The following is a 25,728-nucleotide window of genomic DNA, read 5'->3' on the forward strand; positions in this document are numbered from 1 at the left end:
GTTGCCCGCCAAAAAGCGGATTAGCGAATTTCCGGGCGAAAGCGATATTCCGGATTGCCCTGCAAGTCGCGAGCGATTTGTGACGGCGACTGGTTCGGCGCCTGGCCAACGCAAGCCCCGTTGCGCGCAATAAGCAGGCTGTGACGCGACATGCCCTGCGAGTGCAGCGGCCTCCACTCTGCCTCCTTGGCGGGCACCCACCCCGAGCCCGGCAGGTTGCGTGCGTAGAGTTTCATCTCACCCGTTGCGCAGCGCACGCCTTCGTACATGCCGTTGACGGCGCCGGAGCTGCTGGACGCGACCACCACGTAATTGACGACGCCGTCTTTGCCGATCTGTATGGATGCCGGATCGACGCCAAATCGAAGCTGGGAGCCTGGCATTTCCAGCGCGACCAAGCCCTCAGTCCTGATAGGTGGCGGCGGGGGCGCTGCGGCCTCACGCCAGTCGGGATCGATCGTCGGGGCGAAGAGTTGCGCCTGAACGGACGCGCAAACAACAGAGAGTGAAAGGCAGAGAAGGACTTTTGAAATACTAGGGCGCATGCTTGTCTTCGTGGGCCTGCGTATTCAACGCGGCCTGGGGGTCTGGCTCGAAAGTCGCGCCGGGCGGCAGCTCGAAGCTCGCGCCCGGCATATGGTCCATGGCGTGCTCAGGGCCATCGTGGTCCTGGTCGCGCACTCGCATGCCGCTTCGCAGGTAGCGATTGCGATGGTCGTGCCGCGGCAGGAACCGGGCGAGCTCCGTGAGCGCCATCTCGTACACACCACGCTTGAATTCAACGACGACATCGAGCGGCACCCAATAGTCGTTCCAGCGCCAGGCATCGAACTCCGGATGGTTGGTGGCGCGCAGGTTGAGGTCCCAGTCGTGGCCTATCAACTGCAGCAGGTACCAGATCTGCTTCTGGCCCTTGTAGTGGCCGCGCGCGTCGCGGCGTATGTACCTGTCAGGCACCTCGTAGCGCAACCAGTCGCGGGTACGGGCAACGATACGCACATGCTCGGGCGCGAGCCCGACTTCTTCGTGCAGTTCGCGGAACATCGCCTGCTCCGGGGTTTCGCCCCGGTCGATGCCTCCTTGCGGAAACTGCCAGCTGTGGGTGCGTATCCTCTTGCCCCAAAAAACCTGGTTTTTCTGGTTGAGCAGGATGATGCCGACGTTCGGCCGAAAGCCGTCCCGGTCAAGCATAATCAAACCCCAAATTTTTTAAACTGAGTTCATTATGCACGGCGCCACACGCGCAGGCTATGGGCTTGGTACTACCTTGTCTTGCGCGGTAAGCCGCGATTAACGCGCGACACTCACGACGAATGAAAGCTTCCCAGTTTCTAGTTTCTACCCTGAAGGAAGCCCCCGCCGACGCCGAAGTCGCCAGCCATCAGCTCATGATGCGCGCGGGCATGATCAAAAAGCTCGGCGCCGGCATCTACACCTGGATGCCCATGGGCCTGAGGGTGTTGCGCAAGATTGAAGGCATCGTGCGCGAAGAGATGAATCGCGCCGGCGCCGTCGAGCTGTTGATGCCCGTCATCCAGCCTGCTGAATACTGGCAGGAAACTGGCCGCTACCAGTCCATGGGCCCCGAGCTGCTGCGCATCAAAGACCGGCACGACCGCGATTTCATCGTGCAGCCCACCAGCGAGGAAGTTGTCACTGACATCGCCCGCCAGGAGCTGCGCAGCTACAAGCAACTGCCGCGAAACCTGTATCACATCCAGACGAAATTCCGCGATGAGCGCCGGCCCCGCTTCGGCGTGATGCGCAGCCGCGAATTCATCATGAAAGATGCGTACAGCTTCGACCGTGATGTGACGTCCGCCAAGGCCAGCTACCAGGTCATGGCGAAGGCATATCGCGCGATCTTTGACCGCTTCGGCCTGCGCTACCGCGCCGTCGCTGCGGACAGCGGCGCGATCGGTGGTGACCTGTCCGAAGAGTTCCAGGTGATCGCCGCGACGGGCGAAGACGCGATCGTCTATTGCCCGAACAGCGATTACGCCGCCAACATGGAAAAGGCCGAGGCGCTGGCCCCGTCGAAGCCGCGTGGGGCCGCAACCCTGGCCCTGACCAAGACAGCCACTCCCGGCAAGAGTACGTGCGCTGATGTTGCGCAGCTGCTGAACGTGCCTCTCCAGTCCACGGTCAAGTCACTCGTGCTCGCCACTGATGAAACCAACGAGCGCGGCGAGATCGTGAAGACGCAGGTGTGGCTGCTGCTGCTTCGCGGCGACCACGACATGAATGAAATCAAGGCCGGCAAGGTGCCGGGCCTGGATGTCGGCTTCCGTTTTGCAACCGTGGCTGAAGTCATCGATCACTTCGGCACCAAGCCTGGCTACCTCGGCCCGATCAACACGAGTCGGCCGGTGAAGATCGTCGCCGACCGTGAAGTCGCCGTGATGAGCGACTGGATCTGCGGCGCGAACGAAGCCGATTTCCACATGACAGGCGTGAACTGGGGCCGCGACCTGCCCGAGCCTGATGTCATTGCCGATCTGCGAAACGTGGTTGAAGGCGATCCTTCGCCCGATGGCAAAGGCACGCTCGCCATCGAGCGTGGCATTGAAGTGGGCCATGTGTTCTACCTTGGCACCAAGTACAGCAAGCCGATGCAGGCGACGTTCCTCGACGAAACCGGCAAGCCGCAGCTGATGGAAATGGGTTGCTACGGCATCGGCATCACGCGCCTGCCTGCAGCTGCCATTGAGCAAAATCACGACGAGCGCGGCATCATCTGGCCTGACGCGATTGCGCCCTTTGGCGTCGTCGTGTGCCCTATCGGCATGGACCGCAGCGCCGAAGTCAAAGCCGCGGCTCAAAAGCTGCACGACGAGCTCGAAGCCGCAGGCGTCGACGTCATCCTCGATGACCGTGGTGAGCGCCCGGGTGCGATGTTTGCCGACTGGGAACTCGTCGGCGTGCCGCACCGCGTCGTGATCTCCGATCGTGGCCTGAAGGAAGGCCAGCTCGAGTACCAGCATCGCCGCGACGCGGCAGCCACCAAAGTCGCCGCCGCCGAAGTGTTCGGGTTCGTCAAGGCGCGACTGCAGGCGTGATTACGCGCAGGCAGTGCCTGGTCGCAACGCCGGCTGTGCTGGCGTCCATGGGCATCGCCTCGCGAGCATGGGCAGGCGGCCAGATCGAAGAGCCTTTGATCGATTCAGTTCGCACGGCGCTCAGCTCGGCCATTGCGAATTCCGCGCCGCCCATTCCCGATTTCAAGAACCTGGATGCGCGCCTGGCCTACCTGCGATGGCTTGGTGCGATGAACCGGCAGCTCGCCCGCAAAACCAAGGAATGGCAAGAGCGCCGCGAATTCCTGCAGACCGTCTGGTACGAGAGCCGGCGCGCGGGCCTCGACACCGGGCTCGTGCTCGGCCTGATCCAGGTCGAGAGCAACTTCCGTAAATTCGCCGTGAGCCCGGTGGGCGCACGCGGCTACATGCAGGTGATGCCTTTCTGGACGCGCCTGATTGGCGACGGCGATGCCAGCAAGCTGTTCCACATGCAGACCAACCTGCGCTTTGGATGCGTCATCCTGCGCCACTACATCGACCGCGAGCGCGGCGATCTGTTCATGGCGCTTGGCCGCTACAACGGCAGCCGCGGCAAGCCGCAATACCCCAATGCAGTCTTCGCAGCGGGCAAGAACTGGGAGTGGCGCGACTCGGCGCCCGTCGAGCGGCCCGCCGACCCCACCAGGCCGCTCGAGAAGTCGCCTGGCGGGCCCAACTAGCCCGCAGCCGTTACTGCACGAAGCCCAGCTTGCCCTTGGCCGAACCAGCCTTCGGCAGGTCATCAGGCATCACGACATCGCGCGCCTGCAGCCGCGCATTGCCAAAACCCGTCATCAGCGCGCGCCGCATATCGCGCGGCGGCATCGCGGCAAGTGCATCGAGCACGTCGTCGCGCGGTTCTGCCTCGAAGCGCTCGCCCCAGCCATGTTCTGTGCGAATGCCCTGGTACATGTTGCGCGCAATGCGCCGTGCGGCGTCGAAGTCGGGTGCTTCGATCTCGAACACGTTCATGCGATTGAGGATGGGCTCGGGAATCGAGCGGTCGTCGTTCGCCGTCATGATCCAGATCACCTGGCTCGCGTCGATGGCCACTTCGGCGAATTCATCGATGAATGAGCCGGCGCTGTCATGTTCGAGCAGGCTGTAGAGCGAGCCAAGCGGGTCGTACTGTGCATCGGCGCTGGCCTTGTCGATCTCATCGACAACGATCACCGGGTTGGCATATTGCCCCTCGATCAGCGCGTCGAAAACCTTGCCGGGCTTGGCGCCTTTCCATTGCGATGAAGCACCCGACAGCAGCCAGCCCGCCGTCATCGAACTCATGGGCACGAGGCTCATGCCTGTGCTCAGCAGCTCGGCGAGCTTGCGTGCGAAGTGCGTCTTGCCGATGCCGGGTGGCCCGAGAAGCAACATGGGCGTGACTTCGAGCCCGTCGCGTGAATCCTGCGAGAGGGCAACATGGCGCTTCACGTCATCGAGCGCATCGGTGAAGTTGGGCAGCTGCTCGTAAAGGTCTGCCATCTCGGGCACGCCATGCGGCTTGACCTGGAAGCGTTCCGGCCCGCGTTCAAGCATTCGTTCATAAGTGGAGCGCAGGTTTTCGTAGTCGCGCTGCGGCAGCTTGGCCAGCTTGCGCTCGACGTCTTGCGGCGCAAACACGTTTCGCAGGTTGGCTATGGGCAACCGGAACGCGGCTGGGGAATGTGGAACAAGACTGCGGGACTCCATGCGTACTTCCATTGCGGTCACTCCTTGATTTTTATTCGAGCACAAGACGTGCCAGAACTCAATCAGGGCGACCGATGACCGCATGGGGATGTCGGCACCAGCCGACAGGCACTTGGCAGCAGCAATGTGCCTGTGCTATTTTTTGCTGCTGCGTTACTGCTGCGGTGTGCCGAGCACCTGCTGCAATTCGCCGCTCTGGTACATCTCCATCATGATGTCCGAGCCGCCGATGAATTCGCCCTTGACGTAGAGCTGCGGAATGGTGGGCCAGTTGCTGTATTCCTTGATGCCCTGGCGCACTTCGTCGTCAGCCAGCACATTCACCGTCTTCAGCGCCTTCGTATCGACGCCGCAGGCCTTCAGGATCTGGATGGCGCGGCCGGAAAAGCCGCATTGGGGAAAGCTCGCGTCGCCCTTCATGAAGAGCACGACTTCGCTGTTCTTCACGAGGTCATCGATGCGTTGCTGGGTATCGCTCATGGGGTTCTCCTGCGGTGGCGTAGTGCCCGGTAAGTTGGGCTGGATTATCCCAGTTCAAGCCACTTTCCGCCGGAGCACCGCTCATGACCCGACAGGTCGCGGCGGGTGGCGACTTCCACCAACCCGGCCGTCGACAAAAGCGCCCTGACGGCCGCGCCCTGGTCGAACCCGTGTTCGAGCAGCAGCCAGCCACCGCGGGCGAGGCACCGCGGTGCCTGCGCAATGATCTGCGACAAGTCGGCCAACCCCTCTTCGCCCGCCGCTAATGCCGACAGCGGCTCGTGCGCCAGCGCGGCCAGGTGGTGATCGCCCGGGGCGATGTAAGGCGGATTGCTGACGACCAGGTCATACGGCCCCGATGCGCCATCGAGCCAGCTTGCGCGGCGCAACGTCACAGTGAGCGAATGCGCCAGCGCGTTCGCCCGTGCGACTTCCAGTGCATCGCCGCTTGCATCGGTGGCCTCGACATGCGCGGCAGGGCGCGCATGTTTGATCGCCAGTGCAATCGCGCCGCTGCCCGTGCCCAGATCGATCACTCGCGACGGCCGCCCAGGCGGCAACAGTTCCAGCGCCCATTCAACCAGCACTTCAGTGTCGGGCCGCGGCACCAGCACACGCGGATCAACCTTCAAGTCGAGCCCGAAGAATTCCTTGTGTCCCACGAGATAGGCGACGGGCTCGCCTGCCACGCGCCGTTCGCAAAGCGCACGGAAGGCGCGCGCGGCTGCGGGCGCAACTTCATCATCGTCGTGTGCCAGCAGCCAGGCACGATCGCCCTCATTGCGCCCGAGCGCGTGCAACAACAGCAGCTGCGCGTCGAGCCGCTCCAGCCCCGAAGCGGCTGCTGCTGCGAGCATCTGCGTCACGGTCATGGGTGCGCTGGCGTGAATGGTGTTACCTGGCTGTGGCACCCAGCTCCAGCTCTTCGAGCTGTTCTGCCTTGCGCGCGAGCAGCAGTGCTTCAATCACTTCGTCCAGGTCGCCTTCCATCACGAAGGTGAGTTTGTAGAGCGTGAGGTTGATGCGGTGATCCGTCAGCCGCCCCTGCGGAAAGTTGTACGTGCGGATGCGGTCGCTGCGGTCGCCACTGCCAATCAGGCCCTTGCGCGTTGCGGCTTCCTTGGCCGCGCGCTCGCTGCGCTCCTTCTCGTGCAGACGCGCCACCAGCACCTGCATGGCCTTGGCCTTGTTGCGGTGCTGCGACCGGTCGTCCTGGCATTCGGCCACGATGCCCGTTGGAATGTGTGTGATGCGCACCGCCGAATCCGTCTTGTTGATGTGCTGGCCGCCCGCGCCACTGGCGCGATAGGTATCGATGCGAAGGTCAGCCGGGTTGACCTGCACGGCCTGCGCTTCATCAGGCTCCGGCAGCGCTGCCACCGTGCAGGCGCTGGTATGGATGCGCCCTTGTGTTTCCGTCGCGGGAACACGCTGCACGCGATGGCCGCCCGATTCGAATTTCAGACGGCCATACACGCCATCGCCTTCGATGCGGATCACGACTTCCTTGAAGCCGCCCACCTCACCCGGGCTCTCACTCACGATCTCGGTGCGCCAGCCCCTGCGCTCTGCATAGCGCGTGTACATGCGAAGCAGGTCGCCGGCAAACAGCGCCGACTCATCGCCGCCCGTGCCGGCCCGGATTTCGAGGAAGGTATTGCGAACGTCGTCGGGGTCTTTGGGCAGCAGCAGCTTTTGCAGCGTGTCTTCCAGCAGCGGCAACTGCGCTTCGAGCCCTGCGATTTCGTCGCGGGCCATCTCGGCCATTTCGGGGTCGTCGAGCATCTCGCGCGCTGAAGCCAGGCCGCTCTCGCACTGCAGGAACTGCGCGAAGACACCGGCCACTTCGGTCACTTCCGCATGCTCACGCGTGAGCGCGCGAAAGCGGTCCATGTCCTGCACCACATCTTGTTGCGACAGAAAAAAGTCCAGCTCCTGCAGGCGGACCGGATAGCGCTCGAGTTGCTGTCGAAGAAAGGGTTTCAATTGGGGTTGGGCGTTGGGTGTTGAGCGTCGAGCGAGGCGGGAGCGCTGCAGCTTCGACGCAAAACGCCGAACGCCGAACGCTCAACCTCCCTAACGTTCCTTGCGCAGGAAGAAGTGGTGAATGGCTGTGCTGGCCCGCTCGCGTGCAGCACTGTCGCCAGCGTGCAGCTCGGCCATCGCGCCGTGCAGGAACTTGTGCGTGAGCCCCTTTGACAGGGCTTCGAGCACTTCATCGATGTTGCCACCCTTGGCAAGCATCTTTCGGGCGCGCACCAGTTCCAGCGCGCGCCATTCGTCGGCCTGTGCGTTCAGCTGCTGGATCAGCGGCACAGCGCCGCGCTGGTCCATCCAGTTCATGAAGCTCTGCACACCGGCGTCGATGATCGCCTCGGCCTGCTCCACCGCCGCCAGGCGATGCGCATGGCCTGTTTGCACCACGGTCGCCAGGTCATCCACTGTGTACAGATACACGTCTTCGAGCGCTTTGACTTCCTGCTCGATATCTCGCGGCACCGCCAGATCAACCATGAACATCGGGCGGCGCTTGCGCAGTTTCAACGCCCGCTCCACCGCGCCGAGCCCGATGATGGGCAGCGTGCTGGCCGTGCAGCTCACCACCACATCGAATTCATGCAGGCGCGAGGGCAGGTCGCCCAGGCGCATCACCTCGCCGCCAAAGCGCGCGGCCAGCCGCTCGCCACGCTCGAGCGTGCGGTTGGCAACTGCAATGCCAAGTGGCTTGCGCGCAGCGAAGTGGGTGGCGGCCAGCTCGATCATTTCGCCGGCGCCCACAAACAGCACGCGCACCTGGCCCAGGTCTTCAAAGAGCTGGCCGGCCAGCCGCACGGCAGCCGCGGCCATGCTGATGGAATGCGCGCCGATCTCGGTGGACGTTCGCACTTCCTTGGCGACTGCAAATGAACGCTGGAAGAGCTGGTTGAGCGTGGTGCCCAGCGCACCCGCGTCATCGGCGGCACGCACAGCGTCTTTCATCTGGCCGAGGATCTGCGCTTCACCCAGCACCATCGAATCGAGGCCGCTGGCAACGCGGAAGGCGTGGCGCGCGGCCTGGTCGTCGCGCAGCATGTAGGCGTGCGAGCGCAGGATGGTGGGCGCAACGCCATTGGAATGCGCCAGCCACTCCATCGTGTGTTCGAGGTCGTTGTGGTCACCTGCGCAATAAATCTCGGTGCGGTTGCAGGTGGACAGGATGGCGGCTTCGGGGTGGCGCGTGAGCGATTCGCGCAGCGACCTGAGCGTGGGCTCGACCTGGTCAATGGCATAGGTGAACCGGCCGCGCAGGTCGAGCGGTGCGGTGTTGTGATTGATCCCCAATGCCCAGACAGCCATAGGCGCGATTATAAAATTCCCAGTTGTCTCAAGTACTTGCGCTAGAACAATGACCTGCCAAGAACGCGAATGAACCCCATGGACGCCCTCATTCACCTCGCCAGCTTCATTGCGCCGGCCGTTGCTGTCGGCGCCCTCGTCGCGCTGGCGGGCAGGCTGTGGTTTTCAACCGCCGGCTCATCAGGACGCTGGTGGCAGCATACCGCTATTAACTCACTGGCTGGCGTGGGGGCGCTTTTGGGGGGCCTGTGGTACTTCGGCGTGGACGGCAAGATGGCCACTTATGCGGCCATGGTGGCCGCGGCAGCAACGTCGCAATGGGTCTGCAGCAAGGGCTGGAAGGGATAATCGCGGCAGATGCTGTTCCTGCTTTCACCCGCGAAGACGCTCGACTATGCGTCACCCCTGCCAGACCTGCCTCATAGCCGCCCCGGATTCGTCCATGACTCTGAGCAGCTCATCGAGGCACTCAAAGCCAAGTCGCCCCGCCAGATCGCACAGCTGATGGACCTGAGCGATTCGCTCGCCGAACTGAATGTGGCGCGCTACCAGGCCTGGTCGCCGCGCTTCACGGCCAGCAACTCCAGGCAGGCCGTTCTTGCGTTCAACGGTGATGTGTACGACGGCCTGCAGGCCAAAACCCTCTCGCCCGAAGACCTGGCCTGGGCCAACGAACACCTGTGCATCCTCAGCGGCCTTTACGGTGTGCTTCGGCCATTCGACCGCATGCAACCCTATCGGCTGGAAATGGGCACGCCGCTGGCCGTCGGCAAGACGCGCAACCTCTACCAGTTCTGGGGGCCGCGACTGTCGCACTACCTCAACAGGCGGCTTGCGGCAGACCGCACGCCTGTCGTCATCAACCTCGCCTCGCAGGAATACGCGAAGGCAGTCGACCGCGCTGCGCTCAAGGCACGCGTGATTGAATGCGTCTTCGAGGAACGCAAGCCCGCTGGCTGGCAGGTGGTGAGCTTCTTCGCGAAGAAGGCGCGCGGCACGATGGCGCGCTACGCCACCCGGCGCCGCATCCAGATGCCTGAGCAACTGGAGGAGTTCGCCGAGGAGGGCTATGCTTTCGACGCAGGCGCATCCACACGCGACAGGATGGTTTTCAGGCGAAGGACGCAAGAGACATCATGAATTCGACTCAGACCTCACAGAACATCACGCCGCAGCTGCGGCAGTGGATCGTCGAGCAGGCGCAAGGCGGCCACAGCGCAGAAGCCGTGCTGCAGTCCATGATCGCCTCCGGCTGGAACGAAGACGTCGCCATCGAGGCGATGGAGACCACACTGCGCGGCCACCTTGAGAAGAAGGCGGTTGAAGACGGATTGCCCGCGGCGGTGCCCGTGCCCGATGCCAAGCTCGACGAATCGCCGCTCTACCTTGACCTGGGCGACCGCCGCGTGGCTGTGTTGCAAGTGATGCACTCGCCGCGCGTGGTGGTGTTTGGCGGCCTGCTGTCCGACGAAGAATGCGATGCGCTGATCGAACTGGCGCGGCCCAAGCTGGCTCGCTCGCTCACGGTGCAAGCCAAGACCGGCGGTGAGGAAATCAACGCCGACCGCACGAGCAACGGCATGTTCTTCCAGCGTGGCGAGAACCCGCTGGTTACCAAGATCGAAGAGCGCATTGCACGCCTGCTCGACTGGCCCATGGAGAACGGCGAGGGCCTGCAAATTCTGCACTACACACCGGGTACCGAATACAAGCCGCACTACGACTATTTCGACCCGAACGAGCCGGGCACGCCCACCATCCTGAGGCGCGGCGGCCAGCGTGTGGGCACGGTGGTGATGTACCTGGCCGAGCCTGAAAAAGGAGGCGGCACCGTGTTTCCGGATATTCGCCTTGAAGTCGCGCCCAAGCGCGGCAACGCCGTGTTCTTCTCGTATGAACGCGCACACCCTTCCACCAAGACACTGCATGGCGGCGCACCTGTGCTTGCCGGCGAAAAGTGGATCGCCACCAAGTGGCTGCGCGAACGGCGGTTCGAGTGAAGGTCACTGCCAACGGAATTTCGATCGAAGTCGAAGACACAGGCGCAGACGGCACGCAGGCCGAGCGGCCCGTCGTACTGCTCATCATGGGTTTGGGCATGCAGCTCGTGGCCTGGCCCGACCAGTTTGTGCAGGGCCTCACAGACGCAGGCTTTCGCGTCGTGCGCTTTGACAACCGCGACATCGGCCTGTCGCAGCACATGGATCACCTGGGCGTGCCCAACTTGATGTGGGCGAGCGTCAAGCACCGCCTCGGCTGGAAAGTGGATTCGCCCTACAGCCTGCGCGACATGGCCGCCGACTCGATCGGTGTGCTCGATGCGTTGGGCATTGCCACCGCCCACGTCGTTGGCGTGAGCATGGGCGGCATGATTGCCCAGCGCGTGGCCCTGGCCGCGCCCGGCCGCGTGGCAAGCCTCACGAGCATCATGAGCTCAAGCGGTGCGCGCTTTTTGCCTGGCCCCAAGCCCGAAGTGCTGCGCGCGCTGCTCAGCCGGCCCGCTGGCACGAGCGAGGAGGCCATCGTCGATCACTACGTCAAGCTGTTCAAGGCGATTGGCAGCCCTGGCTATCCGCTCGACGACGCGGCCATGCGCGAGCGCATCCTGCGAGGCACGCGCCGCAGCTTCCACCCCGCAGGCACGATGCGGCAGATGACCGCCATCGCAGCTGATGCCGCACGCGCCGACGAGCTGCCGAAGATCCGCACGCGCACGCTGGTGATGCACGGCATTGCCGATCCGCTGGTGCCACTGGCGTGCGGCCACGACACCGCGCGCCGTATCCCCGGCGCGCAGCTCCACGCGATACCCGGCATGGGCCACGACCTGCCGCCAGGCGTTGTCGAGCGGCTGCTGGAGCCGCTGGTGCCCCACCTGAGAGCCGCCTAGTGCGCGATGGCCATGAACACGCCCGAACAATCCCAGCTCGGCAAGCCCGCCGCTTACGCTGATCACTACGACCCGTCGCTGCTCTTCCCGATTTCGCGCGCGCCCAAGCGTGCAGAGCTCGGCATGCACGGAACAATGCCTTTTTTCGGTGCTGACCTGTGGACGGCATTCGAGCTGAGCTGGCTCACGCCGCGCGGCAGGCCGCACGTTGCCATTGCGCACATCACGGTGCCGTGCGAGACGCCGAACATCGTTGAGAGCAAGTCGTTCAAGCTGTACCTCAACAGCTTCAGCAATACATCGTTCGCCTCTGCCGATGAAGTGCGTGACCGCATCCGTGCCGATGTGAGCGAGGCGGTGTGGCGCGGCGCCGCGTCGCAGGCGTCAGTCGGTGTGCGCATCCTGATGCCCGACATGTTCGACCGCGAGCCGGTGCACGAGCTCGATGGCTTCAGCCTCGACCGCCTCGACATCGACTGCAATCAGTACACACCCGATCCATCGTTGTTGACGGCAGCGTTTGACGAGCAGCCGGTCGATGAAACGTTGACGAGCAACCTGCTCAAAAGCAACTGCCTTGTCACAGGTCAGCCCGATTGGGGCAGTGTGCAGATCAAGTACTCAGGCCCGCAAATTGACCAGGGTGGGCTGCTGCGCTACCTGGTGAGTTTTCGCAACCACAACGAGTTTCATGAGCAGTGTGTCGAGCGCATCTTCATGGACATCCGCGAGCGCTGCAAACCCGTGAAGCTGTCTGTGTACGCGCGCTATACGCGCCGTGGCGGGTTGGATATCAACCCGTTCCGCACGAGTCATCCTTCTGCTGTGCCTGTGAACGTTCGGACTGCGCGGCAGTAAATCTGGTCCTGTGTTTGGGGGTGGGCTGCGGCCGTCGGGCGGCCTTTTCCCTCCGTGTCCCCGCCCTGAAAGACTTCAAAGCTCCCTGAACGACCCCAACGCCGCAAGAGGCGCAAACTCACCCGCACGCTTTTCCTTCATCGCGGTGATCGCCTCGCGCACATGCGCATTGCTCCAGATGGCGCCTTGTATCCAACCCATCTGCTTGAGCGCATCTTCAACCGAATGGTCGCGCGTGTAGTGAATGACCTGCTTGGTCCCCCAGATCGCGACAGGCGGCTTGGCAGCGATCTCTTGTGCGCACTTCAGCGCAGCTGCAACCATCGCCTCCTGCGAGTCGAAGACCTCGTTGACCAGCCCATAGGCCAGCGCCTTCTGCGCAGGCAAACGCCGGCCCGTGTACGCAAGCTCCTTCACAACACCGAGCGGAATCAGCTTAGGCAGCCGCTGCAGCGTGCCCACGTCAGCCACCATGCCGATGTTGATCTCCTGGATGCAGAAGAACGCATCGCTCGTTGCGTAGCGAATGCAACACGCCGTGACCATGTCCACTGCGCCCCCAATGCAGCCACCATGAATGGCCGCGATCACCGGGATGCGCATCGTCTCCAGCTTGGTGAACGTGCTCTGGATGTCCGCGAGCGAGTCGAAGATAGCAGCGCGGCCTTCGGCGCTCGAATCGTCGAGCGTGATCGCATTGCTGAACGTCTCCAGCGCCATGCCGGCGCTGAAATGCTTGCCCGTCGATGAGATCACCAGCGCGCGCGCGGTGCCCTCGCGGTTGAGGCGCGTCAGCGTGTCGTCCAGCTCACGCCAGAACAGCGGATGCATCGTGTTCATCGCTTCGGGACGATTGAGCACGAGATGGGCGATGTGGTCTTGTTCGGTCAGCTCGAAGCATTGCATGTGTGTCTTCTTTCGCGGAAAACGGATGGGATATGTATCACGCCGCGCATCGGCGCGTCCACGTGGCTGTCGTCAGAACAGGTCAAGCGTGCCATAGCCGGGTGCGGGCTCTTCGACGCGGTGAGGGTGTGAGGGCTGCGAGGCAGCGCCGGGCACCACCGCTGCCTCGGCCGAACCCACCTTCGCCAGCTTGCCCACGCGAACCCCCAGCAGGCGCAGCTTGCGACCAAGATCCACGCGTTTGAGGCACTGGCCCGCCACCCGGCGGATCTCCTTCGCGTCGGCGGTGAAATGTTCAATCGTCTGGTCGCGCGTCGCGATCTTGAAGTCGTCATAGCGCAGTTTGATGCCGATGGTCTTGCCCACATAACCCTTGCGCTTCAAGTCGGATGCGACCTGCGTGCACAGGTCCGTGAAAATCGCACCCAGTTCTGCGCGGTCACGCACGGCATGCAAGTCGCGATCGAAGGTGGTCTCGCGGCTCATCGAGACGGGTTCGCTCTCGGTCACCACAGGCCGGTCGTCGCGGCCCCACGCCGCCTCGTACATCCATGCGCCGTACGACTTGCCGAAGTTGTCGATCAGCCATTGCGGCTCCTGCGCGGCAATGTCGCCGATGGTGTGCAGGTGCAACTTGGCGAGTTTGATTTCCGCCTTGGGGCCGATGCCATTGATCTTGCGCACAGCGAGCGGCCAGATTTTTGTCTGCACATCTTCCTGGTACACGACCGAGATGCCATTGGGTTTGTTGAACTCGCTCGCCATCTTCGCGATCAGCTTGTTCGGCGCGACGCCAATCGAACACGTCAGGCCCGTGCGCTCATGGATCGCACGCTGTATGAGGCGTGCGAGCACGCGGCCGCCTTCGCGCTGGCCGCCGGGCACATCGGTGAAGTCGATATAGACCTCGTCCACACCGCGGTCCTCGATCACGGGTGCAATCTCTGCGATGGTCGATTTGAAGAGCCGCGAATACTTGCGCACTTCCTCGAAGTCCACCGGCAGCACGAGTGCATGCGGGCAGAGCTTGGCCGCCTTCATCATGCCCATGGCGGAGCCCACGCCGAACTGGCGCGCTGCGTAAGTGGCAGTGGTGATCACGCCGCGGCCCACATAGTCTTTGAGCAGCGGAAAGGCGCTGGCGGGAATTTCAGACAGCGGCAAGTCAGCGAACCGCTCGCGAATCATTTCATCGACCTTGCGCCGGCCGCCGCCGATCACGACAGCCAGGCCCTTGAGCTGCGGATAACGCAGCAGCTCCACTGACGCGAAGAACGCGTCCATGTCGAGATGGGCAATGCGGCGCAGATGGGTCACGCCCCGATTTTGCTGCTTGACTGGCCCGGATTGTTCCGTGTGAAATGCGTCACTGACGGATCTCCTGCCAACTTCCAGAATCAGCCGTCTTCAAACAAGCGATGAGGCAGGCCCTGCGGCCTGTGAGGAGTCAACAAGATGAAATCGATTGCCAAGTGGGCTGCCATTGTCATTGGCGGCCTGGCGCTTCTGGTGGCCGTCGTTGCCTTCATCGGCCTGCAGATGGGCGAATCAAAGAAGGCGCGCGTCGTCAACGTGACGGTGGCGCCTGTGCCGTATGCGACGGACCCGCAGTCGCTCGAGCGCGGCAAGTATCTGTACGAGTCGCGCGGCTGCGCTGACTGCCACGGTGCCAATGGTGCAGGCCGCGACTTCGTGAAGACCGACAGCGTGCATCTGGCCGGCGCGAACATCACGCCCGCGGGCATCACTGCTTCCTACAAGCCCACCGACTGGGACCGCGCGATCCGCCACGGCGTGAAGCCCGATGGCCGGCCCATCCTTGTGATGCCCAGCGAAGACTACAACCGTTTCACTGATGCAGACCTGGCCTCTGTCGTTGCCTATGTGCGCAGCCTTGCACCTGTGCAGGGCGGCGGCGCCATCATCAACCTGCCCTTGCCGGCGCGCGTGCTCTATGGCTTTGGTGCGATTGCCGATGCAGCTGCGCGCATCGATCATTCCAAGCCGCCCGCACAACCTGTGGCCGCTGGCGTCAATGCGCAGCATGGCGAGTATGTTGCCAACATGTGCATTGGCTGCCATGGCGAGCATTTGTCCGGCGGCAAGATTCCCGGTGGCCCGCCAGACTGGCCTGCTGCTGCGAACATCACGCCGGGCGAGGGCTCGGTGATGCCGCGCTATCCCGATGCGACGAAGTTTGTTGCGATGCTGCGCTCAGGCAAGCGGCCCGACGGGTCTGCGATTGCGGTGATGCCGTTTGAGTCGCTGTCGAAGGTGAGTGATGTGGACGCGCAGGCTTTGTACGAGTTCCTGAAGACTGTGCCTGCGAAGGCGGCTGGGGGGCGGTGAGGTCTTCGGTCGTTGATCGTTCCAAGTCATTGTCCGGGGCGCTCTGCTGTTCAGGGCGCTCGCGGCAGGTGGACTCTGGCGGGGCCTCATGCTTTTGTGGTTTGCGCTGGTCGCGCAAACGTCGCTTCAAGAATTGGTTCGAAGGCGGTGCAAAAGAACTCGCTGCGAGTTTGCAAGTAAACTCTCCGCTCAAACCGCTTTTGCAAGTCAGTTCACATGTCGCGCTAAAGCGCGATCCGCCTTCGAGCCAATTCTTGAAGCCACAAAAGAAATCGGCCCCACCAGAGTCCACCTGCCGCGAGTTAACCATCGGGGGGTGGTGACAAAGTCTCGGCTCGCTTCGCATTGCCTGGGATGAGGGACAGCGCGGCAGAGTGAGGCATCTGCGGCAAACTAGTCTGCGCAATAGCTAGCAAGAAGCGGAGTGGTCGGTATCTCGTCGATCAAGCAGAGCCGTTGGCTCGCGGCAGGCGGACTCTGGCGCGGCCGACTTGTGTGCTGGCTTTGAAATTTTTCTTCGGACCGGATCGCGCTTTAGCGCGACTCGTGCACTGACTTGCGAAAAGCTGTTTGACCGGAGAGTTTGCTTGCAAACTCGCAGGGAGTTTTTTTCGCACCGGTCCGAAGGAAAATTTCAAAGCGAAGTTTGCGCGACAGCGCAAACCAGCACAGTAGGAGGCCGCGCCAGAGTCCGCCTGACGCGAGCTGCCCTGAACAGCAAATTGCCCTGAACACGCGGAGCGCCCTGAACAATAGCGCCCCGAACAAACCGCGCGCCCTAAAACGTCCCCGGCAACAAGATCGCCTTGTCCACCGTCTTGATGTCGGTGCGCCCGCAAAACGCCATCGTCAGGTCGAGCTCCTTGTGGATGATCTCCAGCGCTTTCGTCACGCCTGCCTCACCCATCGCACCTAGCCCGTAGAGGAACGCGCGGCCAATGTAGGTGCCCTTCGCGCCCAGCGCCACGGCCTTGAGCACGTCCTGGCCTGAGCGGATGCCGCCGTCCATGTGCACTTCAATCTTCTGGCCCACCGCATCAACGATGCCGGGCAACGCCGAGATTGACGACGGCGCGCCATCAAGCTGCCGGCCGCCATGGTTGGAGACGATCAATGCGTCGGCGCCACTGTCCACCGCAAATTGCGCGTCCTCTGCGTCCTGGATGCCCTTCAGGATCAGCTTGCCACCCCAACGCTTCTTGATCCATTCCACATCGTTCCACGAGAGCGCCGGGTCGAACTGCTTGGCCGTCCACTCTGAGAGCGAACCCATGTTCTCCACGCCCTTGACGTGGCCCACGATGTTGCCGAACTCGCGCCGCTTCGTGCCGAGCATGCCCAGGCACCAGCGCGGCTTGGTCATCATGTTGATGATGTTGGGGATGGTGAGCTTCGGCGGCGCCGACAAACCGTTGCGGATGTCTTTGTGACGCTGGCCAATGATCTGCAAGTCGAGCGTGAGCACGAGCGCAGAGCAACCCGCAGCCTTTGCGCGATCGATCAGCCGCTCGATGAAATCGCGGTCGCGCATCACATACAGCTGGAACCAGAACGGATGGTTGCCCGTCTCCTTCGCCACATCCTCGATGGAGCAGATGCTCATCGTCGAGAGCGTGAAAGGAATGCCGGCCTTCTTCGCCGCGCGCGCCGCAAGAATTTCGCCATCGGCATGCTGCATGCCAGTCAGGCCGGTCGGCGCAATGGCGACGGGCATGGCCACGTCCTGGCCGATCATCTGCGTGCGCGTGGTGCGGTTCTCCATGTTCACCGCCACACGCTGGCGCAGCAGGATCTTGTCGAAGTCCGATTCGTTGGCGCGATAGGTGCCCTCGGTCCACGAGCCGGAGTCGGCGTAGTCATAGAACATGCGCGGCACCCGCTTTTGCGCGAGCACTCGCAGGTCTTCGATATTGGTGATTACAGGCACGGTGTTAACTCCTCGTTGGCCTTGATGCTAGCTGGCACGGCGCTCGCGCGATTGAAGTTTTTTGCCGGCCGCCGGAATTTTGTTCAAGACGCCCGCGCCGCGCACTTCGATACGAATGTCGTCCAGCACCGCGCCTTGCTCGTTGGCCAGCTGCACATGATGGCGGCCGGGCCATGGCAGCCACTGCAGGCTCGCGCCACGCGCGGCCTCCTTGCCGTCGATCAGCCAGCGCAGGCGCTCGCCCGTCGCCGTGAATTGCAGGCGCTGCCGCAAGGGCGGGATGTCGGGGTCCAGCGCGATGATCGCGCCGTCGGCCGGGGCCGTGATGCGCGGCGCAGCGCCGGGCGCGTTGGCAGGCGCCAGGGCGAACACGGCCTGCTCGGTGCCCGGCAGGAACCACTCGTCGCGCTCGGCTTCGAGCCGGTCACCAAAGCGGACATGCGCGCGCACCACGCCCGCAGGTGGCTTCGGTGCGCGGCTGTTCTCGCGCGTGTGCAGGTAACCCATCACCGCCGCCCACACGGGCGCAGCACCAGTGGTGCCGCTCACGTCATGCATGGCCGCACCGCTTGCGTTGCCAACCCACACGCCCACCGTGTAGCGCTGCGACCAGCCCAGCGCCCAGTTGTCGCGCATGTCCTTGCTCGTGCCCGTCTTGACGGCGGTCCAGAAGCGTGTGGCGAGCAGGCTGTCGGTGCCGAAGGTCCGCGCGCGTGCGTTCGGGTCCGACAGGATGTCGCCGATGATGAAGGCGGCGCGCTCGTCGATCGCGCGCGTCCTGCTCAGCTTGTTCGGCGCTGCCCTGATAGGCGACACGCTCGAATACGCGCCGCCATTCGCCAGCGTCCGGTACGCATTCGCCATATCCAGCAACGTCACCTCCGGGCTGCCCAGCGCGATGCTGTAGCCGTAATAGCCGCCGTCCTCCTTCAGCGACACGCCCGCCGCACGCAACGTGCGGGCAAACGGCTCGGGCGATACCTGCACGACCGTGCGCACCGCCGGCACGTTGAGCGATGCGGCCAGCGCCGTGCGCATCGAGACCCAGCCCTTGAACTGACGGTCGTAGTTCTGCGGCACGTACAGCCCCGAAGCCGTTGCCAGATGCGCGGGTGAGTCTTCGAGCAATGACGCCGCCGTGAGGCGACGCTCAGCAAGCGCCTGTGCATACAAGAACGGTTTGAGCGTGGAGCCGGCCTGCCTGCGCGCGAGCACGCCATCGACCTGCGCTGCGTCACTCAACTCACCTGATGAGCCCACCCATGCCAGCACGTCACCCGTTGCGTTGTCGAGCACGATCACCGCGCCGTCTTCCACGTTGCGGCCATGTAGCTCCCGCAGGTGCCGCTGCAGCGATTGCACGGCAAAGCGCTGTACGTCGGCGCGTAGCGTTGTCCTGATCGAGCCCGTCGCAGCGGGGGCTTTCGCGTCACCACGCTGCGCCAGTGCGCGGCGCGCGACATGGGGTGCAATCCCTTCGTCCGCATCAGTTGCGCGCCTTTGCACGGCGGCCATCGTCATTGCCACGATGGGTTCGCAATCCAGCTTCGCATTCGCCGGATCCATCGCGCGCAACACGCCGCACGCACGCTGGCCCACGGCCTGCGGCTTGGCGTTCGGTGCGCGCACGAGTGCAGCAGCAATCGCACCCTCGCGCGCGTCGAGCCCATGCGGCGCCTTGCCGAACAGCGTGCGCGACATCGCGTCGATGCCCGCCACCTCGCCGCGGAACGATACGAGGTTGAGATACGCTTCCAGGATCTGGTCTTTGCGCCAGCGCCTGTCGAGCACGCGTGCCGCCACTGCCTGCCCCAGCTTTTGTGCCGGGTTGCGCCCTGCGGCGCCAGCCTTCAAGTCGTCGTCGAGCAGGCCCGCCAGTTGCATCGTGATCGTCGATGCGCCGCGCGTGCGTTGATGCCACAAGTTGCCCCAGGCGGCTGACGACACAGCGCTCCAGTCCACGCCGCTGTGCTCGTAGAAATTCCTGTCTTCCGAGGCGAGCATGGCCCGGCGCAGCGCGGGCGAAATGTCGGCGAGTGCCACCCATTGCCCGCGCCGGATGGTCGCGTCCGTGCGCACGCGCTGCAGCACCTCGCCGTTGCGGTCGAGCACGAGCGTGTCCGACGACGTGTAGCCCGCCTTCACTTCCTCATAAGCCGGCAACGCCAATGCCGCGCCGCCGAGCGACGCAAGCACCAGCCCAGCCACAAGCCGCTTCACCGCGACTCCACCTTCACGCGTGCATTCGGCGTTTCACCAAACATCTCCGGCGCATACATCGCTTCCACGCGCGTGGGCGGCAGCGAGAAGTCGCCCGCGTTGTTCAGGCGCAGCGTGTATTCGATCTTGAACACGCCCTTGGGCACATAGCGGTAGTAGCTGCGGAAGGCCTCGAAGCTGCGCTCTTCAAAAGCGGGCCAGCTCCAGCCCGACTGCTTCTCGCCCTGCGTGGCAATCTGCGAATCGCGGCCGAGGCCCGAGCCCAGAATCGTCGCGCCACCGGGCACCGGGTCGCTGACCACCACCCATGTCATGTCCGTCGATGCATTGACTTCGATCGTCACACGCACCACATCGCCTCGCGAATACTTGCCCGCCACGGCCTGCTCCACCGGTGTGACGGTGCGTGTGACGCCATAGCCGGCATTGAACGGCGCCTTCAGCTCGATGGCGGCAACTGACTGCAGCGTCAGCCACGGCTTGCCCGTGCCTTGATGCGTGACCGCCAGCGTCTCTTTGCCTGCGCCCCACGGCAGGAACATCGTGTTGTTGCGCAGGTTGCCCGGCGCAGCGGGAGCGCCAAACCAGCCGACCTGGTGCGGCGCACCGGTGGCATCCGTCGCCTTCACGCGATCCACCTTGTTCCACTCGACACTCGCTTGCTGCCCCGCGAGCGATGCACGCGTGGCGCCGGCCACCGGCGTCGATTCGAACTTCGCGCTGAACTTCTCCAGCGCCAGCCCGCCCCACAGGTTGGCCGTCGTGGTGAGCCATGCGCCACGCTGCTGCCGGGCGATGAAGCCGTTGGCCAGGCGGCCCATGTCGTCCTTCCACGCCGGGTCGTCGATCACGGCGAGGATCAGGCGCGCGGTGTTCACGTCGCCATTGGTCATCAGCCACCACCAGTAGTCGTCGCGCTCGGTGCTGAACACGAGCTTCGTGCCGTTGTACGACAGGCGCGCTTTGAGCAATTGCGTGGCTTCGGCAATGCGCTGGTCACGCTGCGGCATATCGCTCACGCGGCGCAGGATGTTCAGCCAGTCGATCACCGCGTTGGTCGGCCATTGGTTCGGCGCAATGGTGATGCTGCCCGCCATGCTGCCGCGCGCCTTGCCGTAGCGCGACAGGGCTTCGAGCGCGGCGAGCTTGCGCACATCCAGATCCTTGCGCGGGCTCCAGAAGTCGCGCTGGATCTTTCCTTCGATGAAGGCGATCAGGCCGCGTTCCATCGGCGCGCGCACGTCATCGGGCAAGGCGAACGACGGGTTGATCGACGAAGCCTCGTGCGTGGCGGCGAGCAGGTAAGCCGTCAACGTATCGCTGCCGTTGCGCGCATCGCCTTCACGTGGCGGGAAGTAGTTGGCCAGGCCGTCTGCATCGAGGTACGTCGGCAGCTGGGCAACAACGGTTTCCCACAACTTGCCATCGCGCAGGCCCACCGCCTTGCTCGTCTTTTGCTCCAGGCAAATGAACGGGTACAGCGCGAAGTAATCGCGCACGCCCGCGAGGCCTTCAGCCAGCTTCGGCTGCAGCGACAACTTCAGCCCGCCGCGCTTGGGCCCGCTGGCGGGTGTTGCATCAGCTGGCGGATTCACGTCGAGCGAAAAGGGCCCTTCGATCTGCACGAGTGTTGCCTGCTGCACCGTGAGCGGAATGGCAGGAATGATCCGCTGCCGCGCCTTCAACGCATCGCGTGCGCCGCTGGCTGTGTCTTTCGCTTCAATCTCCCACAGCAGCGCTTCAGATCGCAGCTGGCCGAGCTGTGCAGGCGCCGTCACGTTCCACACCGCTTCCCGCGCTTCACCTGCGGGAATGTCGATGGTCTGCGGCTGCAGTGTGAGCAGCGTGGCGCGCGGCGCGACTTCCACCTTCATCGGCTTTGCCGTGGTGTTGCGCAGCGTGAACTGCGCGCGGAACTGGTCGTCTTCCCGCACGAGGGGCGGCAGGCCGCTGATGATCTGCAAGTCCTGCGTGGCGCGGATCGTCGTCTGCCCCGTGCCGAACAGGCCAGTGCCCGCGTCGGCTACAGCGACGATGCGGAAGGTGGTGAGCGCATCGTTGAGCGGCACCGTCACGACGGCTTGCCCGTTCGCATCGAGCACCACGCGCGGGTTCCACAGCAGCAAGGTCTCCAGCAGTTCGCGCTGGGGTGACTTGCCGCCACCGCCGCCTGCTGCCACGGCTTTGCGCCCGTAGTGCCGCCGTCCGATGATCTCCATATGCGCCGTCGATGTCTGCACGCCCCACGAGCGGCGCTGCAGCATCGCGTCGAGCAGGTTCCAGCTGCTGTTTGGCATCAGCTCCAGCAGCGCCTGGTCGACGGCAGCAAGTGCCACTTCTGCATTCGCAGCGGGTTGGCCGTTCGGCAGCTTGGCGGTGATCGTCACGCGGGCCTGCCCGCGAATCGTGTAGCTCTCCTTGTCGGCCTTCACGTTCACGGCCAGCTCGTGCCCCTTGGTGCCGACGCGGATTTCTGCGAGGCCCAGCTTGAACGCAGGCTTGCTCAAATCGACCAGCGCAGTGGGCGCGACATACTCGCGGCCCTCGTACCAGAAGGCCGTCCACCATTCGCGCGGCGCCTTGAAGCCCCAGGTGAAAAAGCTGTACCACGGCACTTCGCGCAGGCGGCCGCGCAGCGCGACGACGCTCACGTACACATTCGGCCCCCAGCCTTCCATCACCTTCAGGCTGATCGTCGGGTCGGCGCCGTCGAGCTGCACCACACGCGAGTCGATCACGCCTTCGCGCTCAACAGTCACCAGCGCCGTCGCAAAGCGGAAGGGCATGCGCACCTGGAACTTCGCTGTGTCGCCGGGCTGGTAGGCCTTCTTCTCGGGCAGCAGGTCGATGCGGTCGTTGTCTTCACCGCCGAACCACAGCTCGCCTTGCTTCGTCACCCACACCGAGCTCGCGGCTTGAATCGTGTTGCCCTGCGCATCGGTGGCCGTGACCACCAGCTCCACCTCACCGGCTTCGCCCAGCTTTGTCTCGCACAGCAGCAGGCCGCGCGCATCGCTCTTGCCGCTGCACACCTTGCCGAGGTCTTTGAGCTCGGTCTTGTTGTCGTACGTGTAGAAGCCGCCGACAATGCGCTTGCGGCTTGATGTGGTGATGCGCGCCACCGCCTTCACTTCGAGCGGCACGTTGGCGGCGGGCTTGCCGTCCAGGCCCAGCGCCAGCGCCTGGAAGCCGATCTTCTGGCTGGCGGAGACCCAGCCCTCTGTCTTCACGCCCGCCACCACAGATGCGGGCCAGAGCGTCGAGACGCTGCGCAGCGTCTGCACTTCACCGTTCGGGTCGGCGTAGGTCGCTTCCAGCAACAGCTCCTGCGGCTGTCGTGACGCGGGCACATCCGCGATGGTGAGCTTGCCCGCGCCGTTGCGGTCGAGCGTGATGGGCAGCTTGTCTGCGATCACGCGCGAGTCCTGGCTGGAGGCAGCTTCTTCGTCGTCGCTGCGGTCTTTGTCGGTGCGCTTGCGCGGCGGCTGGAAGTTGAACTCGTCGTAGTCGCGAAAGCTCAGCGACTTGCCGCGCACCAGCGCCGACACACGCACTGGCAGGTTCGCCGCGCCGCCACCCGAGACGTAGTTGATCTGCACGTCGGTCGGCACGCTCTTCACGTTGACGAGGCTTTTCTTGTCTGCGGGCACCACGCGGCCTTCGAGCACCGGCAAGCGGAATTCCTCGACGCGGAACTGGCCCGACTGCGCGTTGTAGCGCCGCGCGGCATTGACGAGCGTCACCGAGTATTCGCCAAGCTTCGCGGCGGGCGCAATGGCGAACGTGCTCTCCGCGCTCTGGCCGCCCGTCGCCGTCTTGCGCCACACGAGCGGCTGCTTGTATTGCTGGCCGCTGCCGATGTGCGTGATCGACAGCTCGCTGGGCAATTGCTCCGGCACGCCGAAGCCGTTGCGTGTTTCGGTGCGGATGATGTGCTTCATTGACACCGTTTCACCGGCGCGCAGCAGTGTGCGGTCAAACACTGTGTGAACGCGCTCGTCCGGCTGCGGGTCCTGGCTGGTCGGTACATTGAAGCGCCAGGGCTCGATGCCGCGGTACCAGTCGCTCCAGGTGAATGCCAGGTCTTCCACGCCGCCCGCATCAGTCGCGCGCGCGCTCACGAAATACGTCTGCCGGTAGTCGCTGTCGTCCTCGCGCGAGCACTCGGGCGGCTGCGGCGGCACGTTCTTCATGTCCGCAATGCCTTGCGCGTTCGTGGTGGCGGTCGCTACTTCCATGCCTTTGCAGTCCGACACACGAATGCGCGCGTTGGCAACGGGTTGCCCTTTGTCGAGCGTCGTCACCCACGCCAGCGAGTTCTCGCGGCCCAGCTTGAAATGCACAGAGAGGTTGGTCACCAGCGCAGACGTGCGCACGTACATCGTGCGCGCCGCGCCGTGACGCTCGTCGAGCAGTGATGTGCCGAGGCGCTGCGATGCAATTTCAACCACGTGAAAGCCCGGCTGCAACGGAATTCCCACCACCTCGAACGGGCGCGGGTCGCCCGCTTCAACGGGCTTGGGCATGTCGAGCGTGCGCGCTGTGGGTTGGCTTGCGAGCAGCGACACCATGCGGGTCTGCACACGGTCGCCGTCGTTCTTGTCGAGGACTTTGGGCAGCGCGCCTTTCGCGTCCACGGCGGCGGCAGACCGCGCGATGGTGTATTCGTTGTAGCGCTGCACCTTGCGAAACCACGCGATGATCTCTGCGTCGGTTTTGGGTTGCAGGTCGCGAACCTTTCCGGGTGTGAAGGCTTGTGCGCGCAACGCGGCCTCCACATTGCGCACCGTGATCGGCAGCAGCGGCCCGCTATCCGGCTCGGCGAACCGCTCGACGATGCCGAAGGGCGCAGCAGCAAATTTGGCAAGCGGCGGCATCGCACTGGTCGCAACCTTCAGCGGAAAGCTGTCGGCGTTGGCGAGCGTGCGGCCCGATGCATCCTTGAAGTCGCGCGGCAGTTCGATGGTGAAGGCGGTGCGCTCCGGCAGCATGGGCTTGAACGAAACGCTGTTCACGACGGTTTCGTTGTCGCCTTCTTCCTTGCCGAAGCTGGGCTTGAGGGTGTCCTTCTCGGACTTCAGCCGCACTTGTTCGGCCAGCTTGCGGGACACGGGGGCGTTGAAGGCGAGGGTGACGGGCCGGATCGGCAGGCAGGCGGACTGCGCGTTTTCGCGCTCGCACGTGAACGTCGCCTGGAAGGGCTCGCGCACCTGGTAGTCGAAGCGCTTTTCAATCGAGTTGGCAATGCCGCTTGGCGTGGCGATGCCTTTGCCGAAAACGATCTGCACCTTGGTGTTGGCGGCGAGCCTGCGGTTGCACGCGAACACGGCGAAGCGCAGCGGGTCTTTCGCAGCGGCCTTGTCCATGCCCAGCGCCTTGAGGAAGTCGTTGCGGTCTTTGCCGTCGAGCAGGCGGGCGGGCACACGCTCGCCAACGCCTTGCACCGAGCACCACAGGTTGTCTTTGAGGCTTGCCACGGTGGCTGCACCATTGAGCTGGATCGCGAAGAACTGCTCTTCGTCAATGCGCTCGTACGAGCCGGGCCGGATCTGCTGCACAAAAGGCCCGCCGGTGGAAAAGCGCCAGTTGCCGGCAGCCAGGTCTGCGCCCTTGGGCGTCTTGAAGCCGCTTCTGACCTGGAGCGAACACGTCACGCCGGGCGGCAGGTCTTCGTCGAACTGGAAGATCCATTCGCGGTCGTTGTTCCAGCGCGGCGTGCCCTTGGTGGCCTGCGCGTCGCTGCAGCTCAGGGACAGTGGGGCGGGGGCTTTGGGGTCGCCAAAGTTGACGACGGCTTCGTCGAACTTGGCCACCACCTGCCGCACCTTGGCGACTTCGCCTTGCGGCGTCACGCTGGTGACTTGTGCGGCATGCGTGGTGCCGGGCGAAAGCGCGATGAGCGCGGCGAGTGAGAAAGAGCCGATGAAAGCGGCCAGCGTGCCAGCCGCGCCGCGGAGAATCTTCTTGTTACTGTGCACGCTTCCCTCCTGGAGTCGGTGGGAGCGTAGCCGAAA

General features: G+C 64.0%; 20 protein-coding genes. 8 read left to right on the top strand and 12 right to left on the bottom strand.

The window, feature by feature from the left end; translation table 11 throughout:
• Nucleotides 1-20: 20 nt before the first annotated feature.
• A complete protein-coding gene (locus tag GHT07_RS10200) occupies nucleotides 21-545 on the bottom strand; it encodes a CNP1-like family protein (RefSeq protein WP_153584974.1) in 525 nt (174 codons plus the stop codon).
• Nucleotides 535-1,191 (bottom strand): RNA pyrophosphohydrolase, encoded by a 657-nt coding sequence (locus tag GHT07_RS10205; RefSeq protein ID WP_153584975.1) that lies wholly within the window; start codon nucleotides 1,189-1,191, stop codon nucleotides 535-537. The genes GHT07_RS10200 and GHT07_RS10205 overlap by 11 nt, the downstream gene beginning before the upstream one ends.
• Before the next feature lie 122 nt (nucleotides 1,192-1,313).
• Between GHT07_RS10205 and GHT07_RS10210 the strand changes: the two genes are divergently transcribed.
• Nucleotides 1,314-3,059 (top strand): proline--tRNA ligase, encoded by a 1,746-nt coding sequence (locus GHT07_RS10210; RefSeq protein ID WP_153584976.1) that lies wholly within the window; start codon nucleotides 1,314-1,316, stop codon nucleotides 3,057-3,059.
• A gap of 47 nt (nucleotides 3,060-3,106) precedes the next feature.
• Entirely contained in the window at nucleotides 3,107-3,739 is a 633-nt protein-coding gene (locus GHT07_RS10215; RefSeq protein ID WP_153585125.1) for a lytic transglycosylase domain-containing protein, read from the top strand.
• 10 nt (nucleotides 3,740-3,749) lie between these two features.
• On the opposite strand, the gene GHT07_RS10220 is transcribed toward GHT07_RS10215, so the two are convergent.
• The 5 genes from GHT07_RS10220 to hemA all read right to left on the bottom strand — a co-directional run bounded on the left by GHT07_RS10220 (nucleotide 3,750) and on the right by hemA (nucleotide 8,564).
• Nucleotides 3,750-4,748: an AAA family ATPase gene (locus tag GHT07_RS10220; RefSeq protein ID WP_153585126.1), complete on the bottom strand. Its 999-nt coding sequence runs from the start codon at nucleotides 4,746-4,748 to the stop codon at nucleotides 3,750-3,752.
• Nucleotides 4,749-4,901: 153 nt separating this feature from the next.
• Nucleotides 4,902-5,228: a Grx4 family monothiol glutaredoxin gene (grxD, locus tag GHT07_RS10225; protein WP_153584977.1), complete on the bottom strand. Its 327-nt coding sequence runs from the start codon at nucleotides 5,226-5,228 to the stop codon at nucleotides 4,902-4,904.
• Nucleotides 5,229-5,272: 44 nt separating this feature from the next.
• The gene (gene prmC, locus GHT07_RS10230) at nucleotides 5,273-6,100 is read right to left on the bottom strand and encodes a peptide chain release factor N(5)-glutamine methyltransferase (RefSeq protein WP_153585127.1); all 828 of its coding nucleotides are present in this window, start codon (nucleotides 6,098-6,100) and stop codon (nucleotides 5,273-5,275) included.
• A gap of 22 nt (nucleotides 6,101-6,122) precedes the next feature.
• On the bottom strand, nucleotides 6,123-7,214 hold the full coding sequence (prfA, locus tag GHT07_RS10235) for a peptide chain release factor 1 (RefSeq protein WP_153584978.1): 1,092 nt from the start codon (nucleotides 7,212-7,214) through the stop codon (nucleotides 6,123-6,125).
• A gap of 90 nt (nucleotides 7,215-7,304) precedes the next feature.
• Nucleotides 7,305-8,564 carry a glutamyl-tRNA reductase gene (gene hemA, locus GHT07_RS10240; RefSeq protein ID WP_153584979.1) on the bottom strand — a complete coding sequence of 420 codons (1,260 nt, stop codon included), beginning with the start codon at nucleotides 8,562-8,564 and terminating at the stop codon, nucleotides 7,305-7,307.
• 78 nt (nucleotides 8,565-8,642) lie between these two features.
• On the opposite strand from hemA, the gene GHT07_RS10245 reads away from it, so the two are divergent.
• Genes GHT07_RS10245 through queF form a run of 5 tightly spaced genes read left to right on the top strand, consistent with a single transcriptional unit; the run spans nucleotide 8,643 to nucleotide 12,312 of the window.
• A complete protein-coding gene (locus GHT07_RS10245; protein WP_228488278.1) occupies nucleotides 8,643-8,912 on the top strand; it encodes a hypothetical protein in 270 nt (89 codons plus the stop codon).
• Nucleotides 8,913-8,921: 9 nt separating this feature from the next.
• The gene (gene yaaA, locus GHT07_RS10250; protein WP_153584981.1) at nucleotides 8,922-9,704 is read left to right on the top strand and encodes a peroxide stress protein YaaA; all 783 of its coding nucleotides are present in this window, start codon (nucleotides 8,922-8,924) and stop codon (nucleotides 9,702-9,704) included.
• Nucleotides 9,701-10,564: a 2OG-Fe(II) oxygenase gene (locus GHT07_RS10255; protein WP_153584982.1), complete on the top strand. Its 864-nt coding sequence runs from the start codon at nucleotides 9,701-9,703 to the stop codon at nucleotides 10,562-10,564. The genes yaaA and GHT07_RS10255 overlap by 4 nt, the downstream gene beginning before the upstream one ends.
• A complete protein-coding gene (locus GHT07_RS10260) occupies nucleotides 10,561-11,454 on the top strand; it encodes an alpha/beta fold hydrolase (RefSeq protein ID WP_323740875.1) in 894 nt (297 codons plus the stop codon). The genes GHT07_RS10255 and GHT07_RS10260 overlap by 4 nt, the downstream gene beginning before the upstream one ends.
• A gap of 12 nt (nucleotides 11,455-11,466) precedes the next feature.
• Nucleotides 11,467-12,312 (top strand): NADPH-dependent 7-cyano-7-deazaguanine reductase QueF, encoded by an 846-nt coding sequence (queF, locus tag GHT07_RS10265; protein WP_153584983.1) that lies wholly within the window; start codon nucleotides 11,467-11,469, stop codon nucleotides 12,310-12,312.
• A gap of 75 nt (nucleotides 12,313-12,387) precedes the next feature.
• Here the strand turns inward: queF and GHT07_RS10270 are convergent, their stop codons facing one another.
• Entirely contained in the window at nucleotides 12,388-13,218 is an 831-nt protein-coding gene (locus GHT07_RS10270) for an enoyl-CoA hydratase-related protein (protein WP_153584984.1), read from the bottom strand.
• A 72-nt stretch (nucleotides 13,219-13,290) separates the two neighbouring features.
• Nucleotides 13,291-14,502 (bottom strand): Y-family DNA polymerase, encoded by a 1,212-nt coding sequence (locus GHT07_RS10275; protein WP_153585129.1) that lies wholly within the window; start codon nucleotides 14,500-14,502, stop codon nucleotides 13,291-13,293.
• Between the two features lie 171 nt (nucleotides 14,503-14,673).
• Here GHT07_RS10275 and GHT07_RS10280 point away from each other — a divergent pair, with 171 nt between their 5' ends.
• Nucleotides 14,674-15,567 carry a c-type cytochrome gene (locus GHT07_RS10280; RefSeq protein WP_153584985.1) on the top strand — a complete coding sequence of 298 codons (894 nt, stop codon included), beginning with the start codon at nucleotides 14,674-14,676 and terminating at the stop codon, nucleotides 15,565-15,567.
• Nucleotides 15,568-16,345: 778 nt separating this feature from the next.
• Here the strand turns inward: GHT07_RS10280 and GHT07_RS10285 are convergent.
• From GHT07_RS10285 to GHT07_RS10295, 3 genes are read right to left on the bottom strand one after another with little or no spacing between them, the layout of a single operon-like run.
• Nucleotides 16,346-17,494: an alpha-hydroxy acid oxidase gene (locus GHT07_RS10285; RefSeq protein WP_323740876.1), complete on the bottom strand. Its 1,149-nt coding sequence runs from the start codon at nucleotides 17,492-17,494 to the stop codon at nucleotides 16,346-16,348.
• Between the two features lie 27 nt (nucleotides 17,495-17,521).
• Nucleotides 17,522-19,714: a penicillin-binding protein 1C gene (gene pbpC, locus GHT07_RS10290; protein ID WP_323740877.1), complete on the bottom strand. Its 2,193-nt coding sequence runs from the start codon at nucleotides 19,712-19,714 to the stop codon at nucleotides 17,522-17,524.
• On the bottom strand, nucleotides 19,711-25,674 hold the full coding sequence (locus GHT07_RS10295) for an alpha-2-macroglobulin family protein (RefSeq protein WP_407646624.1): 5,964 nt from the start codon (nucleotides 25,672-25,674) through the stop codon (nucleotides 19,711-19,713). Before GHT07_RS10295 ends, pbpC begins: the two co-directional genes overlap by 4 nt.
• Between the last annotated feature and the right edge of the window lie 54 nt (nucleotides 25,675-25,728).

Origin of the sequence: Caenimonas koreensis DSM 17982 (assembly GCF_009646335.1) — a bacterium.
Taxonomy (GTDB): Bacteria; Pseudomonadota; Gammaproteobacteria; order Burkholderiales; family Burkholderiaceae_C; genus Ramlibacter; species Ramlibacter koreensis.

What these genes read in the sequence shown, in the direction of transcription:
- GHT07_RS10275 (WP_153585129.1), bottom strand. Translation starts at nt 14,502, where the DNA reads ATGGACGCGTTCTTCGCGTCAGTGGAGCTGCTGCGTTATCCGCAGCTC.
- GHT07_RS10280 (WP_153584985.1), top strand. Translation starts at nt 14,674, where the DNA reads ATGAAATCGATTGCCAAGTGGGCTGCCATTGTCATTGGCGGCCTGGCG.
- GHT07_RS10220 (WP_153585126.1), bottom strand. Translation starts at nt 4,748, where the DNA reads ATGGAGTCCCGCAGTCTTGTTCCACATTCCCCAGCCGCGTTCCGGTTG.
- GHT07_RS10210 (WP_153584976.1), top strand. Translation starts at nt 1,314, where the DNA reads ATGAAAGCTTCCCAGTTTCTAGTTTCTACCCTGAAGGAAGCCCCCGCC.
- GHT07_RS10215 (WP_153585125.1), top strand. Translation starts at nt 3,107, where the DNA reads ATGGGCATCGCCTCGCGAGCATGGGCAGGCGGCCAGATCGAAGAGCCT.
- GHT07_RS10270 (WP_153584984.1), bottom strand. Translation starts at nt 13,218, where the DNA reads ATGCAATGCTTCGAGCTGACCGAACAAGACCACATCGCCCATCTCGTG.
- GHT07_RS10200 (WP_153584974.1), bottom strand. Translation starts at nt 545, where the DNA reads ATGCGCCCTAGTATTTCAAAAGTCCTTCTCTGCCTTTCACTCTCTGTT.
- hemA (WP_153584979.1), bottom strand. Translation starts at nt 8,564, where the DNA reads ATGGCTGTCTGGGCATTGGGGATCAATCACAACACCGCACCGCTCGAC.
- GHT07_RS10245 (WP_228488278.1), top strand. Translation starts at nt 8,643, where the DNA reads ATGGACGCCCTCATTCACCTCGCCAGCTTCATTGCGCCGGCCGTTGCT.
- prmC (WP_153585127.1), bottom strand. Translation starts at nt 6,100, where the DNA reads ATGACCGTGACGCAGATGCTCGCAGCAGCAGCCGCTTCGGGGCTGGAG.
- GHT07_RS10255 (WP_153584982.1), top strand. Translation starts at nt 9,701, where the DNA reads ATGAATTCGACTCAGACCTCACAGAACATCACGCCGCAGCTGCGGCAG.
- queF (WP_153584983.1), top strand. Translation starts at nt 11,467, where the DNA reads ATGAACACGCCCGAACAATCCCAGCTCGGCAAGCCCGCCGCTTACGCT.
- grxD (WP_153584977.1), bottom strand. Translation starts at nt 5,228, where the DNA reads ATGAGCGATACCCAGCAACGCATCGATGACCTCGTGAAGAACAGCGAA.
- GHT07_RS10205 (WP_153584975.1), bottom strand. Translation starts at nt 1,191, where the DNA reads ATGCTTGACCGGGACGGCTTTCGGCCGAACGTCGGCATCATCCTGCTC.
- yaaA (WP_153584981.1), top strand. Translation starts at nt 8,922, where the DNA reads ATGCTGTTCCTGCTTTCACCCGCGAAGACGCTCGACTATGCGTCACCC.